This window comes from Alteromonas gracilis (assembly GCF_002993325.1).
GTDB classification, from domain to species: Bacteria; Pseudomonadota; Gammaproteobacteria; order Enterobacterales; family Alteromonadaceae; genus Alteromonas; species Alteromonas gracilis.
Window position 1 is genome coordinate 180,353 of sequence record NZ_PVNO01000002.1, and the last position, 15,248, is coordinate 195,600.

At 44.3% G+C, this 15,248-nt stretch carries 11 protein-coding genes and 1 pseudogene; 8 read left to right on the plus strand and 4 right to left on the minus strand.

Annotated elements, in window-relative coordinates; genetic code table 11:
- The first annotated feature begins 181 nt into the window (after window positions 1-181).
- The 4 genes and pseudogenes from C6Y39_RS01550 to prsR all read left to right on the plus strand — a co-directional run bounded on the left by C6Y39_RS01550 (window position 182) and on the right by prsR (window position 7,168).
- Window positions 182-1,984, plus strand: coding sequence for a choice-of-anchor I family protein (locus tag C6Y39_RS01550; protein WP_105929566.1), 1,803 nt, complete (start codon window positions 182-184; stop codon window positions 1,982-1,984).
- A gap of 554 nt (window positions 1,985-2,538) precedes the next feature.
- Window positions 2,539-3,663 carry a beta-ketoacyl-ACP synthase III gene (locus tag C6Y39_RS01555; protein WP_105929666.1) on the plus strand — a complete coding sequence of 375 codons (1,125 nt, stop codon included), beginning with the start codon at window positions 2,539-2,541 and terminating at the stop codon, window positions 3,661-3,663.
- A 33-nt stretch (window positions 3,664-3,696) separates the two neighbouring features.
- Window positions 3,697-5,727 (plus strand): XrtA/PEP-CTERM system histidine kinase PrsK, encoded by a 2,031-nt coding sequence (gene prsK / locus C6Y39_RS01560; protein ID WP_105929567.1) that lies wholly within the window; start codon window positions 3,697-3,699, stop codon window positions 5,725-5,727.
- A gap of 80 nt (window positions 5,728-5,807) precedes the next feature.
- Window positions 5,808-7,168 (plus strand): annotated as a pseudogene (gene prsR, locus C6Y39_RS01565) (PEP-CTERM-box response regulator transcription factor).
- 83 nt (window positions 7,169-7,251) lie between these two features.
- Here the strand turns inward: prsR and C6Y39_RS01570 are convergent.
- The 4 genes from C6Y39_RS01570 to C6Y39_RS01585 form a co-directional block, all read right to left on the minus strand.
- Window positions 7,252-7,569 (minus strand): GFA family protein, encoded by a 318-nt coding sequence (locus C6Y39_RS01570; RefSeq protein WP_105929568.1) that lies wholly within the window; start codon window positions 7,567-7,569, stop codon window positions 7,252-7,254.
- 21 nt (window positions 7,570-7,590) lie between these two features.
- On the minus strand, window positions 7,591-9,720 hold the full coding sequence (locus C6Y39_RS01575; RefSeq protein WP_105929569.1) for a GGDEF domain-containing protein: 2,130 nt from the start codon (window positions 9,718-9,720) through the stop codon (window positions 7,591-7,593).
- 163 nt (window positions 9,721-9,883) lie between these two features.
- Window positions 9,884-10,237, minus strand: a complete 354-nt coding sequence (locus C6Y39_RS01580) for a replication protein RepA (protein ID WP_105929570.1) — start codon at window positions 10,235-10,237, stop codon at window positions 9,884-9,886.
- On the minus strand, window positions 10,197-10,892 hold the full coding sequence (locus C6Y39_RS01585) for an AAA family ATPase (RefSeq protein ID WP_105929571.1): 696 nt from the start codon (window positions 10,890-10,892) through the stop codon (window positions 10,197-10,199). Before C6Y39_RS01585 ends, C6Y39_RS01580 begins: the two co-directional genes overlap by 41 nt.
- A gap of 236 nt (window positions 10,893-11,128) precedes the next feature.
- Between C6Y39_RS01585 and C6Y39_RS01590 the strand changes: the two genes are divergently transcribed.
- From C6Y39_RS01590 to C6Y39_RS01605, 4 genes are all read left to right on the plus strand, one after another.
- Window positions 11,129-11,869: a glutathione peroxidase gene (locus C6Y39_RS01590; RefSeq protein WP_105929572.1), complete on the plus strand. Its 741-nt coding sequence runs from the start codon at window positions 11,129-11,131 to the stop codon at window positions 11,867-11,869.
- 83 nt (window positions 11,870-11,952) lie between these two features.
- Window positions 11,953-12,993 (plus strand): alpha/beta hydrolase, encoded by a 1,041-nt coding sequence (locus C6Y39_RS01595; protein ID WP_205664116.1) that lies wholly within the window; start codon window positions 11,953-11,955, stop codon window positions 12,991-12,993.
- 102 nt (window positions 12,994-13,095) lie between these two features.
- Window positions 13,096-13,650 (plus strand): hypothetical protein, encoded by a 555-nt coding sequence (locus C6Y39_RS01600; RefSeq protein ID WP_105929573.1) that lies wholly within the window; start codon window positions 13,096-13,098, stop codon window positions 13,648-13,650.
- A 215-nt stretch (window positions 13,651-13,865) separates the two neighbouring features.
- Window positions 13,866-15,248 carry a TolC family protein gene (locus C6Y39_RS01605; RefSeq protein ID WP_105929574.1) on the plus strand — a complete coding sequence of 461 codons (1,383 nt, stop codon included), beginning with the start codon at window positions 13,866-13,868 and terminating at the stop codon, window positions 15,246-15,248.

Sequence of the window (15,248 nt, forward strand, 5' to 3'; positions counted from 1 at the left end):
CCTAATTAATATTTGTGTCATAAACTGATTCTAATTTATACATAGAAGTTACATAAATTTTCTGGTGTACTAAGGCAAGAAGTTCCTGTTTCTCTTTCTACTTTCTTTAGCGAAAGTGAAAACTTCGAGATTTCTAGGGCCTGACAACGTACGACAAAAATACAAATAAAAAGGAAATAAGATGGCAGTGCGTAATAAATTTAAATATGGATTACTTGCATTTTTAGTGTCTGCTGCGCTTTCTGGATGCGGCCTCGATGGCGATGACGGTGCGCAAGGTGAAACAGGTGCGCAGGGTCCACAAGGCGAGCAAGGCGAAGCTGGAGCAGATGGAAGCGATGGTACCGATGCGTCAATTGGCATTGCTATGGACATCGTTGGTCGTGCCTTCCTAGGTAACCAAACAGCCGCTGAAATTGTTCAGTTTCATGCTGGAACCAGCACAATTTACGCAACAAATGGTGAGACCAACACTATCGCGGTTATCGATGCCTCTAGCGTGAATACCGCTACCATGGCTGATCCAATTAACACGACCTCGCTAACTCCAACTACTATCGCACTGCCTGCCGATATTAACGGTGTAACGTTGGGCAGCTTAACAAGCATTGCAATAAGCGGTGACCTTATGGCCGTTGCAGTGCCAGCTGATGTGAAAACAGACAATGGATATGTACTGTTTTATAACGGCTTGGATAGCTCATCGCCTGCGTTTTTGGATTCGGTAGAAGTAGGCGCGCTGCCTGACATGGTTACTTTTACGCCTGATGGTGGCAAAGTATTGGTAGCAAACGAAGGTGAGCCTTCTGATGACTACACTATCGACCCTGAAGGTTCTATCACGGTTATCAATATTCTAGCGAGTGGAGAGCCTGAAGAAACAGGGACTACTGTTGGATTTAGCGCACTTAACGGCACCGAAGCTGACTTGATGGCACAGGGAATGATGTTTCCTAACCCAGCAGGGCGCACAATTAATGGCACTGCAATTACGTCATCTGTTGCTAAAGATTTAGAGCCTGAATATATCACCGCCACTAACGATGTTGCTTATGTAAGCCTGCAAGAAAACAACGGCTTGGCTATTTTAGATTTAGAAGACTTGACTGTTGAAGTTGTTGGTTTAGGGACTAAGTCGTGGGCTGGCTTGAATATTGACATACAAGAAGATGGAGCAGTGAGCTTTGGTCAATATACAGGACTGTACGGCGTATACCAGCCTGATACTATCGCTAACTTTACGTGGAAAGATGCGACGTTCATTGTAACAGCGAATGAAGGCGATGCTCGCGAATACTTCTTTGAAGCTGCCGACGAGGCCGCATGTACAGCTGCTGGCGGTGTTGATTTTGATGAGAACGACGGCTGCCTAGCTTATACCGATGAAGTAAAAGTAGAAGATCTGACTGCTGCTGCTAACTCTGAATTAGCTATGCTACAGGCAACAGGTGAAGCCGATGATTTACGTGTAACATCAGCCATGGGCGATGCAGATGGTGACGGTGAATACGATGCAGCGTATGCATATGGCGCCCGTTCATTCACTATTTGGGATCAAAACGGTTTGGTGGTTTACGACTCAGGTGACGATTTTGAGCGTATTACTGCTTCAGTCCACGGCGCACAGTTTAACAACGGTGATGATGAAAACGCGGGTGACTCACGCTCTGAAAATAAAGGCCCTGAGCCAGAAGCCTTAACGGTTGGCCAAGTGGGCGATCGCACGTATGCCTTTATTGGCACAGAGCGCATGGGCGGTATTTTCGTTTACGACGTAACTAACCCATATGATGTTCAGTTTGCTGAATACATTATCAATCGTGACCTTACTGAAGGTTTAACTTCCGATGATGTTATTGGTGACCTTGCGCCTGAGAGCTTAGTGTTTGTTAGTGCAGAAGACAGCCCAAGTGGTGTTCCTCTTCTAGTAGTAGGTAGCGAAGTAAGCGGCACTGTAACAGTGTGGCAAATTAACCAGCTTTAATTATTTACCAAACGCAATATGAAAACCCGCTTTTAGAAGCGGGTTTTTTATTGGCTATGAGATGAATATTAGAGTTGTTGTCAAAAGTAAAAAGTACAAGGTTCTAAATTCAAACGCCACGAATATTGAATACACCAAGGTTTTCACTAAACGAAGATAACTTGGTCAGATATTTTTTGAGCGTTTCAATTCACTAACCCCCTTCAATCTACATGTCTGGTTTAGTTCAAACGCTTCGCAGGCAAATGCGATTTATTTTCCAATTATCCATGCGGACTGGTATTAATTGGGTCAGAGCCGCTATTTACCGACGCAAACACGATTGGTCACATTCACTGTAGTTACACCGAAAGCGGATTGAGGTAAGCTATAGGTCATCAAATGCCCCCGGCACCTAGTAGTAGGGTATCGGAGGAGCTAAATTGCATACGTATTATCGCGTACAGGACACGTCGCTTATCGTGTACAGAACGCGTCGCCTATCGTTTGAAAGGCCTGTCGCAACGCTGTGCATAGTACGTTTGTGGTGTTAATTAAAAAAATAGAGAATGATTATGTCTCAGCAAGTTGTGATCAGTGGTGTAGGTGTATGGCACCCTAAAGACAGTATTACAAACGAAGAACTGGTTAATAGTTACAATGCCTATGTTGATGCTTTCAATGAAGAAAATAAGACACAAATAGAGGCGGGCGAAGTTAATGCAATGCCTTATTCAAGTGCAGAGTTCATCGAAAAAGCTTCAGGTATAAAGAGCCGCTACATCTATCAGAAAGAGGGCGCGCTAGATATCACTCGGATGAAACCGAAAATTGAACCCCGCAGCGATGACGAGCTTTCTCATCAAGCTGAAATAGCCGTTGAAGCGGCAAAGCTAGCACTAGCATCAGCTAAACTAGATAGTAAAGATATTGACGCCGTGATCGTCTCATGTGCCTATACGCAACGTGCATATCCAGCAATAGCCATAGAAGTGCAAGAAGCACTAAATATTGAAGGTTTCGGTTTCGATATGTTGGTGGCGTGCTCGGCAGCAACCTTTGGCATGCACCGCGCTTATGAAATGCTCTGCGCAAAAAATGCGACGCGAGTATTGGTAATTAATCCCGAGTTGGTGTCTCCACAAATCAACTACGCCGATCGCGACAGCCATTTTATTTTTGGTGATGTGGCAACCGCTACCGTACTGGAGATGGCTGAAACCGCTCAGAGTGAGCATGTTTATGACGTGCTTAGCACTAAGGCCCTGACAAAGTTCTCAAACAACATCCGATCAAACTTTGGGTATATGACCCGTGCAGAAGATGTTGACCCTTACGGACCTGATAAGTTATTCCATCAGGCTGGAAGAAAAGTGTTCAAAGAAGTTTGCCCTTTGGCTGCGGCACATATTGAAGAGCACTTAGCTACTCACGGCATAAAGCCTGAAGGCGTAAAACGCTGGTGGCTGCATCAGGCAAATATTAATATGAACACCCTGATTTGTAAGCGACTGCTAGGGCGTGATGCCGACCGTACCGAGGCGCCAATTGTGCTGGATGAATTTGCCAACACTGCTTCGGCTGGCTCTGTGATCGCCTTTGGCCTCAACCATGAGGATCTTGTTGCCGGCGATGTTGGCGTGCTTTGCTCATTTGGAGCAGGTTACTCAATAGGCTCTCTGGTTATCCGTAAAAGGTAGTGCTTTACAAAATAAAAAGGGTGAGATGAAGGGATGATTTCAGATGTAGGCTATGTGTTAAACAGTCTGGCGCATTTAGCCCTTTTATTGTTGTTGTTGACCGTACGCAAACCAGGTGTGGCCAAGAACCTATTAGTCTTGGCTACGGCTGCTACGTTTTTATGGTCGACAAGTTTAGTCACTGCACTGTTTGGCCCGGTTTCATTAAGTTGGTTGCTCAGCGCTGATGTCCTTAAGCAGCTTACGTGGCTTTTATTTTTAGCCGGCTGCCTTCAAACAAGTTTCAACAACATTTTCGATGTTTTAAAGCGGCCCGTCACACTTATCATTCTAGCTCCTGCGCTAGTTGCATTGTTTGCGCCCTATTTATTGGCGGTCAATCCAGCGTGGAGCTTTCTTGTTCTTATCGTATTGTCTTTAGAAGTATTGGTTTTACTGGAAGTTGTCTATAGACAAGCAGGCCGAGAGCAATGGGCCTTCAAGCCGCTTATCATTTATTTAGGTGCCACAAATTTATTTGAATTTGTCACTTACGCGAATGCGACCATGGTTAACCAAGTGGAGGTTGGCTATATAGCTGCTCGCGGTTTTATCTACTTCCTGTTGATGCCCCTGCTTGTTATTTCTATACGCCGAATTCACCATTGGGGCATAGATATATTTATCTCTCGCGATGTCGTTCTGCATAGCTCGCTGCTTTTAGTGGCAGGTGGCTACCTGTTCATAATGGCCGTAGTCGGGTACGCGATAAACTATTTAGGGGGAAACTGGGGTGCTACCGTTCAAATAATTTTGGTTGTGATGTCTTTCGCTTTGCTCGCCACGGTATTTTTATCCAATGGTTTTCGAACGAAGATAAAAGTATTTATTACAAAGCACTTTTTTGCCAACCAATTCGATTATCGCGTCGAGTGGGTAAAGTTAACGAAATGGCTGACGAAAGCCGGAGAATCGAGTTCGGATGTGTACTATGCGGGTTTAACCGGCATGCTTAACGCAATCCAGTACGATTCTGGTTTGTTATTTAAAGTCACGCAAAATGGTTATGAATGTATCGCTTCGGCGTCTCCTGTATCAGACGGTAAAGAGTATAGGTGTAAGACCCTTGATGCGCTCGTGCTATATAGTGATGAAAATGGTTGGATAATCGACACCGACGCTTATCTAGTCAAACCCTTTGATTACGAGGGGCTAAAGTTAGATAGGGACGCACTAAAGCAGTGGGGCTACCAGCTCTTTGTTCCCTTTTTAAAAGAGGGCGGGTTATGGGGCTTTGCTGTACTTGCGCCAGGAGATAAGGAAAAAATCAGCCTTAACTGGGAAGTAAAAGATTACCTTACCGCTGTATCCGAGCAAGTGGGTACGTACATGCAACATCACGAAGCTGCCCAAGTTGTGGCTGAAAATGCACAGTTCGCTGCGTTCAATCGAATGTCAGCATTTGTATTGCATGATTTAAAAAATGTATTAGCGCAGGTCGACTTGATACTGGCCAATGCGCAGCAACATAAGCACAACCCTGAGTTCATTGATGATACCTTTGAGACCTTAGAGCACACCAAAGCCAGAATGGAAAAAATGCTTAAACAACTTACCGACAAAAAAGCGGTAGAAGAGGGCGTAAATTCCGAGTTTCTCCTTTCAGATATTGCAAAAGATGTGGTCGAAAAACGCTGTTCAGCGTTACGTCCGCTACCCGCCGTGCATCTTGTGCGAGAAACTCCCGTACTGGTAGATAGAGAAAAAGTCGCAAACGTACTTTACCATCTTATAAGTAATGCGCAGCAAGCTACTGCAGATGATGGTGAAGTAGATGTGGTTATTACTAGTAATTCAGATAATAATACACAGCTTGTAATGATAGAAGATACCGGTACCGGTATGGATAAAGCGTTTATTGATGAACGCTTATTTAAGCCTTTTGACACGACCAAAGGGAATGCGGGTATGGGCATTGGCGCTTACGATGCTAAAACCTACATTGAGTCAATTGGCGGGAAGCTTACTGTTCAAAGCGAACCAGGTCGTGGCAGCTGTTTTACACTGTATTTTCCGATAGGATAAGGTGTACGCTAAATAAGCGGTGAAAAACCGCACAAATCCAAGCACGATGAATGGATGAAGTATAATAATAGGATGATAAAATGACTGATACCATTTTGGTAGTAGACGATGATTTAGGTATACAAAAGCAGCTTAAATGGAGTCTTACGGATTACAATGTTGTTTTTGCTGACGATCATACTTCAGCCATTGCTCAACTGCGTCGATTTGAGCCAAAAGTTGTTACGCTTGATTTAGGACTGCCTCCCGACCCTGCGAATGCCTCAGAGGGCCTTCGTATTCTTCATGATATCATCTCTCTTGCGCCGCGAACCAAAGTCATTGTTGTTACAGGAAACAATGACAAGCAAAATGCGTTGAAGGCCATAGATTTCGGAGCCTACGATTTTTATCAAAAGCCAATAGACTCTGACACCATTAAGTTGCTTGTCCACGCGCACTCAATCTTTCTAAGCTAGAACATGAAAACAGTATATTAGCCCGCTCTCGTTCGGGTATGTCACGTATTGTAGGTAATAGCGAGGCGATTCAAAAAGTAGTGCGCCGCGCAGAGAAAATTGCCAATACAGATATAAGTACCTTGTTATTGGGTGAAAGTGGTACGGGTAAAGAAGTTTTTGCTCGCAGTATTCATGAGCACAGCCCGAGAAGAGATAAGCCCTTCGTGGCGATTAACTGCGCCTCTATTCCAGAAAATTTGCTAGAAAGCGAGCTATTTGGATATGAAAAGGGGGCGTTTACCGGCGCGAATAAAACAACGGTGGGCAAAATAGAGACCGCTCAAGGCGGTACGCTATTCTTAGATGAGATTGGCGACATGCCAATTGGGCTCCAGGCTAAAATGCTGCGTTTTTTGCAAGAGCGTGTAATTGAGCGGGTTGGTGGTCGAAATGAGATTCCAGTAGATATTCGGGTCATTTGTGCAACCCACCGTGATTTGCAAAGTATGGTTGCGCAAGAAACCTTCAGAGAAGATTTATACTATCGTGTAGGTGAAATGCCTATAATAATCCCGCCGCTGCGCGACCGTGATCAAGATATTATTTTACTTGCCCGAACTTTCCTTAATATTTACCGCGAAGAGTTTAAAGCGAAAGCCAAAAGCTTTTCTGAGTCAGCGGTTAACGCCATGCTCGCCCATAAATGGCCGGGCAATATTCGCGAAATGCAAAACAAATTGAAGTCGGCGGTGATCATGGCAGAGGGCACGGTTATACAGCCTGACGATCTAGGATTAATACCTGTTGATGCCCAAGATGAGCCAGAAACGCTGAATTTGCGAGAGGTGCGAGAAATTGCAGAAAGCCGCGCAATACGCCGGGCATATCAAAAAGCTGAAAAGAATATGTCGAGAACGGCCGAGCTTCTTGGCGTAACTAGACCCACGCTTTATTCACTTATTGATAAATATCACATGGAAGATATCAAAAGCAGCGATTAATTTATCGCACGATATGGTGGTAAGTATTTTTGCTTATCACCATACAATAATAGATAGTGCGTGGTAAGCACCACAATATTCCGCTAAAGAATGAATTGGCAGTGTGTCTCTGCTAACACATCATGGCCGCTGTAATGGACCTCTACCGCAATACCTTGTGAGCTATCCTCTACATAGACGATGCTGCCACAAAGATTGCATACGTGATGCGTTTCTCCATTTGACTCATGAAGCGTAGCCAACGTTGAAGGTGCGCAGTCAATAACTAGCTGCTCTTTGGTTATATTTACACGAAAAGCGCAGGCATCAGCCTGTGACAATGTCTCATTATCAGCTTCGAGTTCACCAATATGGTCAACTTCATACTGAATAGCTTGGCAACTACAACTTCCTCTATACATACCGCTATTCCTCTACTGCTTTTAATCGAGGTTATCTGGCCATTTAATACTTGCAACGTTATTGAATGATGTCGCAATTCTTGAACCAGTAAAGTTAAATTTGTGATCTATTGGCGTGCGCTTATTTTCATTGTTATTAAGTGTTTCAATAACGCCTACCCAGCCGTTTCTTCCTGAGAGCTTTGCAGCGTAGAGCGCATAATCAACGACAGCAAACGTACGCTCCCATGCCATTTCAAAATCGTCTTTTCTGTCTGGCGGCAGTAATGAGAAACCTATACTGCAGGTTATATTTATCGGCTTTTCTAGCCCAATATCAAAAGGAGTACTTGCAACCATCTCGCGACAACGTTCAGCAAGCTCCGGAAGCTCCTCGCGATTAGACTGGCGACAAACGACTAAAAATTCTTCGCCTCCCCATCGAATTATTAAATCGGTAAGCCTAAAAACGTGTTTTAAAACTTGTGCAAATGATGCCAACACTTTATCACCGGCAATATGGCCATAATCGTCGTTAATTCGTTTGAAATGGTCAATATCAATCAGTAGACACAGTAAATCTTGCTTTGACTTATTCGTATCAGTGCTTTGATTAGATGAAAACTGGCTTCGCCTTATTTCTCCGGGAAGCTGAGACTCAAGGTAGTGTCTGTTATATAAACTCGTTAAAGGATCTCGTAAGCTGACTTCTTCAAGAGTTCTATAGGCGGCTTGTAATTCTTCGTTCTTCTCTTGAAGCGTTAATGTTTGCTGACGAACCTCACGGCGCAAAATGATGGTTTGCTGGCGCTGTTTGTATCTGCTCCATATCAGAAAAGTGAACAGCAACGCTGCTAAAGAGATGCTCCAAACTAATGTTGTCTGTAGCTTTTCCTGCTCTGCTTGGGCAAGAGCAAGCTCTTTTGATTCTTCCAATTTTTCAAGGGTGTGAGATTGTCGAATCACTTCAATTTCAGCTTGAAGGCCCTCAATAGCAGATTTGTTTTCAGAGTCCAGTAATGCCTCGCGTAACTGCTGAATTACCGATTGAATGTCCAACGCTTTTTTAAACTCTCCCAAGGATACGAACGCATTCAGTTGTAAAGATAAAAAGCTTATTTGATCCCGTAGATCACGATGTTTTCTCGCCTCAATAGTTCCAGTGCGCGCCTCTGCTAGCGCTAGCTCGAAACTCTGCTCCTTCATGTAGGCGCGAGCGAGGGCAAGCCGCCCTTCCTGCATAAGTTTTAATTGTCCGGATGATTGAGCAAATGCCATGGCTTCTTGCAGCAATTTACGGCCCTTGCTCGTGTCACCCTGTTCAACAAAAGCCCTACCCAACAACATTTTGGCTTCGGCGATAGCGCCCACGTCTTTAGTCACATCTAAGTGCTTAAGCCCACTTTCAATGCTTTGGATTGCCTGTGAAGGTGAACTTGTTTTAAGTAAAAGTGCACCGAGGCGAGTTTTTATGATACCAAGCAGACGGCTGTCATTCGCCTTTTCTATACTTTCTAATGCATCACGGTAATAGGTATGAGCCAGTGAAGTCTGATTAAGTGTGCTGTATAAGTCGCCAATATGCAGTAAGGAAAGACTCATCTCGCTGGGCATATTGTTGTCTCGAAAATACCCTAGTGCTTGTTTGAGTGGCTCTAGTGCAATCTCAATTTTGCCTTGCTGCTGCTGAATAGTTCCGAGTTCTAAGTTTAGCCTAGCTTTTAAGGTATCATCTCGCTCTATTTGAGCAATAGACATAGCACGGTGTACGTAGGCAAGGGACGAATCGTAGTTGGAAAGGTGCCGTTCTGACGTCGCAAGGTGAAGCAGTGTCAGTGCCATTTTGCTAAGTGCACCTTTCGCTGTGTAGCGTTCTAATGCGGCACTAAATACTACTTTAGACACTTCAAAACGAGACGTATTAAGGAAAAGTACACCAAGACTTAAGAATTCGTCGGCAGGTATTTTCTGTTGCTGGTAGGCTTGCTCTAATAACAGCAGCGCTTTGCTGTCGGCATCAGCATATCGTTCGGCATCAAGAAGCCTTTCAATGTTTGCGATTTCAGCGCCTACAAAGTTCTCTGCAGCAGCCATTTTGATATAGGCAAGTTGCAGAGTAATAAGAAGGGCACACCCCAGCACACGCAAAGTGCTACGTCTCCTTGAGCCCATTCGCTCTTGTCTCCTATATACTAACGTTATTCGCGGTATCTACATGTTTACTAAGCTAATGAAGCATCCGTTCATTGAGTTCTAACATGAAAGCGGCACCTGGCTTCATTGTGACGGATTTAACGAATAAAGTCTGTATTTAGGTTTATACTTTTGTCTATTTTTAACTATGCGCGTTAATCCATTCCCGAATTAATGCAGATTTGGCTTTACCTGTTTTTTCTGAAATCTCTGCAAGCTTATCGATACATTGCGGTGTTAGCGTGAAAGTAGCATGGCGCATACCTTCTTTAACTGGCTGACTACTCTTCTTGTTTATCGATACAACTCGGTCAGTGATTACAGCACAAGATTTTACAGCCGCTTCTGTAGATAATCGCTGATTTACGGCACTAACGTTATGTCGCGCATTCACTTTCCCCTGAGCGTAGTGTATTGCGTCATCAATGAAATCTTCAACAGTACGAAGGTTGGGCTTAGCTAAAGGCTTCGACTTTTTGAGGTTGAGCAAACTCATAAGCATCCTCCATTTTGCCAGCAAGTAGCTCTTCAAATAACGCTCTAATTTCTGTAGCGGCTTTGCCTTCCGGTTCGCTTTCAATTACAGATTGACCTGATTCCTCGGAATCGTCATACATATTGCGGCTAAACGTTACTGAATTTAGCACCGGAATGCCGAACGAGCGACAGACTTCTTTTGCTTCTAAGATACGGCTGGCAAGACTAGGCAGAGAAGGGCACTGTGTAATAACGAACGCTGCGTTCATCTTGGGGTTTACCATCTTACAAGTAGATAAAATATCTTCCATATGGGGGACTGTCTTTAAATCCCGTCTTTTTGGACGCAACGGAATCAAAATGTGGTCAGCGACCGCCATTGATGAGCGCAGCGCTAAGTTGTCTTGCCCACCACAGTCGATAACGACGTAGTCGTAATACTGACGCAGGCTTAATAATTCGTTGCGTATTTTTCCGTATAACTGAACGCAATTTATTTCAGCGAGGCGGGGGTTAGCCTTACGCTCCTGGATCCAGTCCGAGGTCGTTCGCTGAGGATCGCAGTCTACCATTAGCACCTTTGCACCCTTTTCGGTGCGAAGGTAAACGGCTATATTTTGTGCTAAGCAGCTTTTGCCACTACCGCCTTTTTCTCCACCAACTAAAATAATCATGGTGCTAACCCTCGAATGTCGCTTTACATTGAAATTTGCAAGTAAGTCCGATCGTAAATAATCTTATGGCCGTACCTGTCTGTGCTAGAAAGGATAGGCAGTGCAGGCGTTAAATTCAGCATCAAAATCGATATTAACGAATGTAAGGCAATACCTATTGATTTGTGTGCGATCTCGCTCTAGGCTTTTAAGCTTAGTGATGTGTTTATTTTCGAAATTACCGATAAGAGGTTGTTATGTCAGAAAGTCGCTTTACGTCAAAAGAGGGGCAAAAAGTCCCAAGTGTGTCATTCCAATGCCGAGAGGGCGAAGCTTGGGTAACCAAAACCACAGATGAGTTATTTTCTGGCAAAACAGTCGTTGTGTTTTCGCTTCCTGGCGCATTCACGCCCACCTGCTCATCCACGCATTTGCCTCGTTACAATGCATTAGCAAAAAAATTCGCAAAGCACGGCGTTGACGACATCATTTGTATGTCGGTGAACGATACCTTCGTAATGAATGCTTGGGCCGCGGACCAGGAAGCAGATAACATTACCGTAATTCCTGATGGGAATGGCGAATTTACAGACGGTATGGGCATGTTAGTTGATAAGGCTGATCTAGGTTTTGGTAAACGAAGCTGGCGCTACTCAATGTTGGTAAAAGATGGCGTGGTGGACAAGATGTTCATCGAGCCTGATGTGGCTGGCGACCCCTTTGAAGTGTCTGATGCGGATACCATGCTTGGCTATATTGCACCAGAGGAACAAACTAATGCGCCGGTCTCTATCATTACGAAACCAGGGTGTCCTTTCTGTGCAAAAGCTAAAGCGTTGCTCGATGACAAAGGTTTTGAGTACGAAGAAATTGTTCTTGGTAAAGGCGCTACGCTCACAAGTCTAACAGCAATCAGTGGTCGAGAAACCGTGCCGCAAGTCTTTATTGGCGGAAAACATATTGGTGGTTCAGACGACCTAGAGGCTTATTTCAGCTAATACAATTTTTGTTTGAATCGTCACAAAAGCGGGAGCATGTTACTATGCTCCCGTTTTTTATTAGTCATCCATAGCGGAGAAGAATGGTGTCGTTTAAGTCTTTTGTAAAAACGCTGACGTGTTGTGTTGTATTAATGGCTGCAAATAATGCTGTGGCTGAAAACAATGAAATAAAAGAGCACAAAGCGCAGTTTAAAGCGTTTTACGAGAAAGAATGGGGACAAACCCAGCCTTGTAAAGAAACTAGCCTTAACCGCTACTCTGTTTGCAGCAATGTATTGCGTAATGAAGGTAATGCGCCTTTTATACTCACTAACAAAGAGAGCGATAATGTCGCTGTGTTAATTCACGGCCTTAGTGATTCGCCTTTTTTCATGCGCGAAATCGCCAATATCCTTTTCGAGCAGGGGTTTACCGTTGTTGTACCACTACTTCCTGGGCATGGTAAACGGGATGCCGATGACGATATGTCTGATTGGGATTTAGCAGAGCGCTGGCAACAACACATTGATGATGTTATCAACTTGGCGAATAGCATGGGAAACACATTGCTTGTGGGTGGTTTTTCCACGGGGGGCGCGCTAGCGGTAGAGCACTACTTGGATGATGCTGAAAACATTGATGGCATTATGCTCTTTTCTGGCGCGCTTGCGCTTTCTGATAACGCCGAAGGCATGTCTCGAATTTGGGGTATTAAACTTCTAGCTCGAATGATTGACGGTAGCTATGAGACTCACGGCCCAAATCCTTATAAATATCCTAGTGTCGCTGGCTTTGCTGGTTTGGAGTTGATGGACTTAATTAATACTATTCGCGAGAAAGTGAGCGAAGGGCAGTTAATCGAAGTGCCGCTGTTCGCTGCGCACTCACAAGCTGACGTTACGACGCCTATACGCGGCATTGAGCAATTAATGGACGCCAGCAAAGGTCCAAATACCTTCTTCGTTATTGATGAGTCGTATTCACTTTGTCACGCCGATTTAGTAGTGAGTCCACGTTTACTTAGCCAAATGAATTTCAACGCGAATATGGTAAATCAACAAGAAGAATGTGCCGTACCCAAAACAAATCCGTTGTTTTCAACTATGGAATTGATGTTGCGTGATTATCTGTCGCAGTTTTAATAATATAGCGTTAGCAGCGATTAGCCTCTGGCTTTACTGCCATTGGCTAACGAGCTATGATTTATCAAGTATCAAAAAAAGCTATACGTTTAGATTAGAATCGTGAATAACATAAAGCAGTGTTTCACACCAAAATGGTATAAGGCAACCAACGCGCGTTCGTTAGTGCTTATGCTATTTTTGATGGCGTCCCTTGTGTCGTCAGGTAATGCTGTATCTTATGAACATGCTCATTTAACACCTAATGCAGAAGTGGTTAAGACTTCACCTCACGATGGGAATAGTCATAAGCATGGAAAAGCTTCGCATGGCGCTCATCACGCTGCTTTTTCAGATAACGTTACTACATCCCCTAAGCCTTTAAGCACCCACTGCCAGCAGCAAGGCATGTTATCGCAAAATGTAGGCTCCATTAACGATACTGAAGTGACATCTCAGGTAATTGTTGACCTAGAAGCTGACATGGCGTGCTGTAAAGATGATTGCCAATGTCCTGCTGGTCATTGCTTTAACACCGGTGCTTCCGCGCTTTTACAACCCGCAATACAAACCCATATAGCGGTGGCTACTATGGCAGCGATAACCCCTATCTTGGGGCAACATTCAACCCTTCACTTTGGGCAATTTCGCCCACCAAAATCTCTTTTCACAGCATAGATCTATCTAGCGAGCTTGTGTCGCAGGCTAAATGGCGAACTGCGCTCGCGTGTAAATAAGGTTTTATTTCCCGAAGCCTAGCTTCGAAATAATGTTCGAGTTAATTCTCTTTATCTGTGTGGTACGTGGCTACTTCTCTCGCCAACACTCCCGTTGGCAAGTGGAATGAAAGCAGTTTATTGAATACGTACTACCTCTAAAAAGTGATGTCATAGATGTGTTATTTTACGGTTTTTCCAAAAGTGAACGAGTGCGTTGAGATATATCGACAGTCCCGCCCTATGTTCATCGTTTTACCTTTGCTTTTGCTGTGTTCTTTAATTCCTTTGAAGGGGCATGGACAGGCCTTAAGCCTTGAACATGCAGTTCAATTAGCAATTCAGCATGACCCACAATTAAAAGGGAACGCGTATCGAGAGCAAGGGTTCAAAGCCCAGTCTGATGCAGCGGCATACTGGGAAAACCCTCAGATTTCGGCGTCGCTTCAAAATCTACCAACTGATGGTTTTGCCGTTAACCAAGAGCCTATGACTCAATTCAAAGTGGGTCTGAAACAGCAACTGCCACGAGGCGACGAAAATTATTATACCCAACAAAAATACAAGGTCATGGGTGAGGGTGTGTTGATTGAGGATCAAGTAAGAGAGGCCTGGCTTAAAAAAGAAGTCACTCTTACTTGGTTAAACTGGTTTTATGCCACACGTCGTATTGCGCTGTTAGACAAAGAAAAGGCGTTGCTTACCCAACTACTTGATTTTACAAACTCCAGCTACAGCCAAGGTGTGGGGTCAACTTCACAACAAGATATACTAAAAGTCCGCCTCGCGCTGCTATCGTTAGAAGACAAGTATGTGCAGGCTTATCAGCAGAACAATGAAGCAAAAGCAGCACTGTCAAAATGGTATGGTGCGCCGCTAGAAGCATCGTTAAGCGTAACATCGTCGATAGACTTTGCTGCCATTGTGCAGAACTACAAGGGCGATGTCTCTGCGTTTTTAAATGATATAGATACCGACGAGCCTTTCACGGTACTGCAGCATCACCCTGAAGCCATTTTGTTTCAATTGCAATCCAAGGTTGAAGCGCAAAATCTCAATATTGCTCGCGAGCAAACTAAATCAAAGTGGGCCTTTGAAGCAAGCTACGGGTATCGGCAGGATGATGAAAATGGCATGAGCCGAGCTGACTTCGTTTCTCTTGGCGTTCAGGTAGATCTGCCGTTTTTTAATCAATCCCGTCAAGATGCTTCTATTTCGGCAGCAGCTTTCAAGATGAGCGCGTCTGAAACGGACTTTCGATTAAAAGTGAATGACCTTGCTTCAAAAGCCGATGTTCTTATGACGCGACTGTCAGGACTAAGTGAGCGAAAAGCGCTTTATGAAGCGGTGCTTATTGACGAAACAAAACAACTCTCCAAGGCTGAACTTACGGCTTACACCAATGACACGGCAGACATCACCGACGTGGTGAATGCAAACCTCATGTTAGTAAAAGTGCAGGACGACTTATTAAAAATTGATGTAAAGCGCGCCAAAACACTCGCGGAACTTGCCTATTTATATCTGCCATCCCACATTAACCTATCGAGAACAGAGTAG

Bases quoted from the DNA above. Each gene is read 5' to 3' on its own strand.
- C6Y39_RS01580 (WP_105929570.1), bottom strand. From the start codon at position 10,237: ATGAGTTTGCTCAACCTCAAAAAGTCGAAGCCTTTAGCTAAGCCCAAC.
- C6Y39_RS01590 (WP_105929572.1), top strand. From the start codon at position 11,129: ATGTCAGAAAGTCGCTTTACGTCAAAAGAGGGGCAAAAAGTCCCAAGT.
- C6Y39_RS01550 (WP_105929566.1), top strand. From the start codon at position 182: ATGGCAGTGCGTAATAAATTTAAATATGGATTACTTGCATTTTTAGTG.
- C6Y39_RS01575 (WP_105929569.1), bottom strand. From the start codon at position 9,720: ATGGGCTCAAGGAGACGTAGCACTTTGCGTGTGCTGGGGTGTGCCCTT.
- C6Y39_RS01595 (WP_205664116.1), top strand. From the start codon at position 11,953: ATGGTGTCGTTTAAGTCTTTTGTAAAAACGCTGACGTGTTGTGTTGTA.
- C6Y39_RS01555 (WP_105929666.1), top strand. From the start codon at position 2,539: ATGTCTCAGCAAGTTGTGATCAGTGGTGTAGGTGTATGGCACCCTAAA.
- C6Y39_RS01570 (WP_105929568.1), bottom strand. From the start codon at position 7,569: ATGTATAGAGGAAGTTGTAGTTGCCAAGCTATTCAGTATGAAGTTGAC.
- C6Y39_RS01585 (WP_105929571.1), bottom strand. From the start codon at position 10,892: ATGATTATTTTAGTTGGTGGAGAAAAAGGCGGTAGTGGCAAAAGCTGC.
- C6Y39_RS01605 (WP_105929574.1), top strand. From the start codon at position 13,866: ATGTGTTATTTTACGGTTTTTCCAAAAGTGAACGAGTGCGTTGAGATA.
- prsK (WP_105929567.1), top strand. From the start codon at position 3,697: ATGATTTCAGATGTAGGCTATGTGTTAAACAGTCTGGCGCATTTAGCC.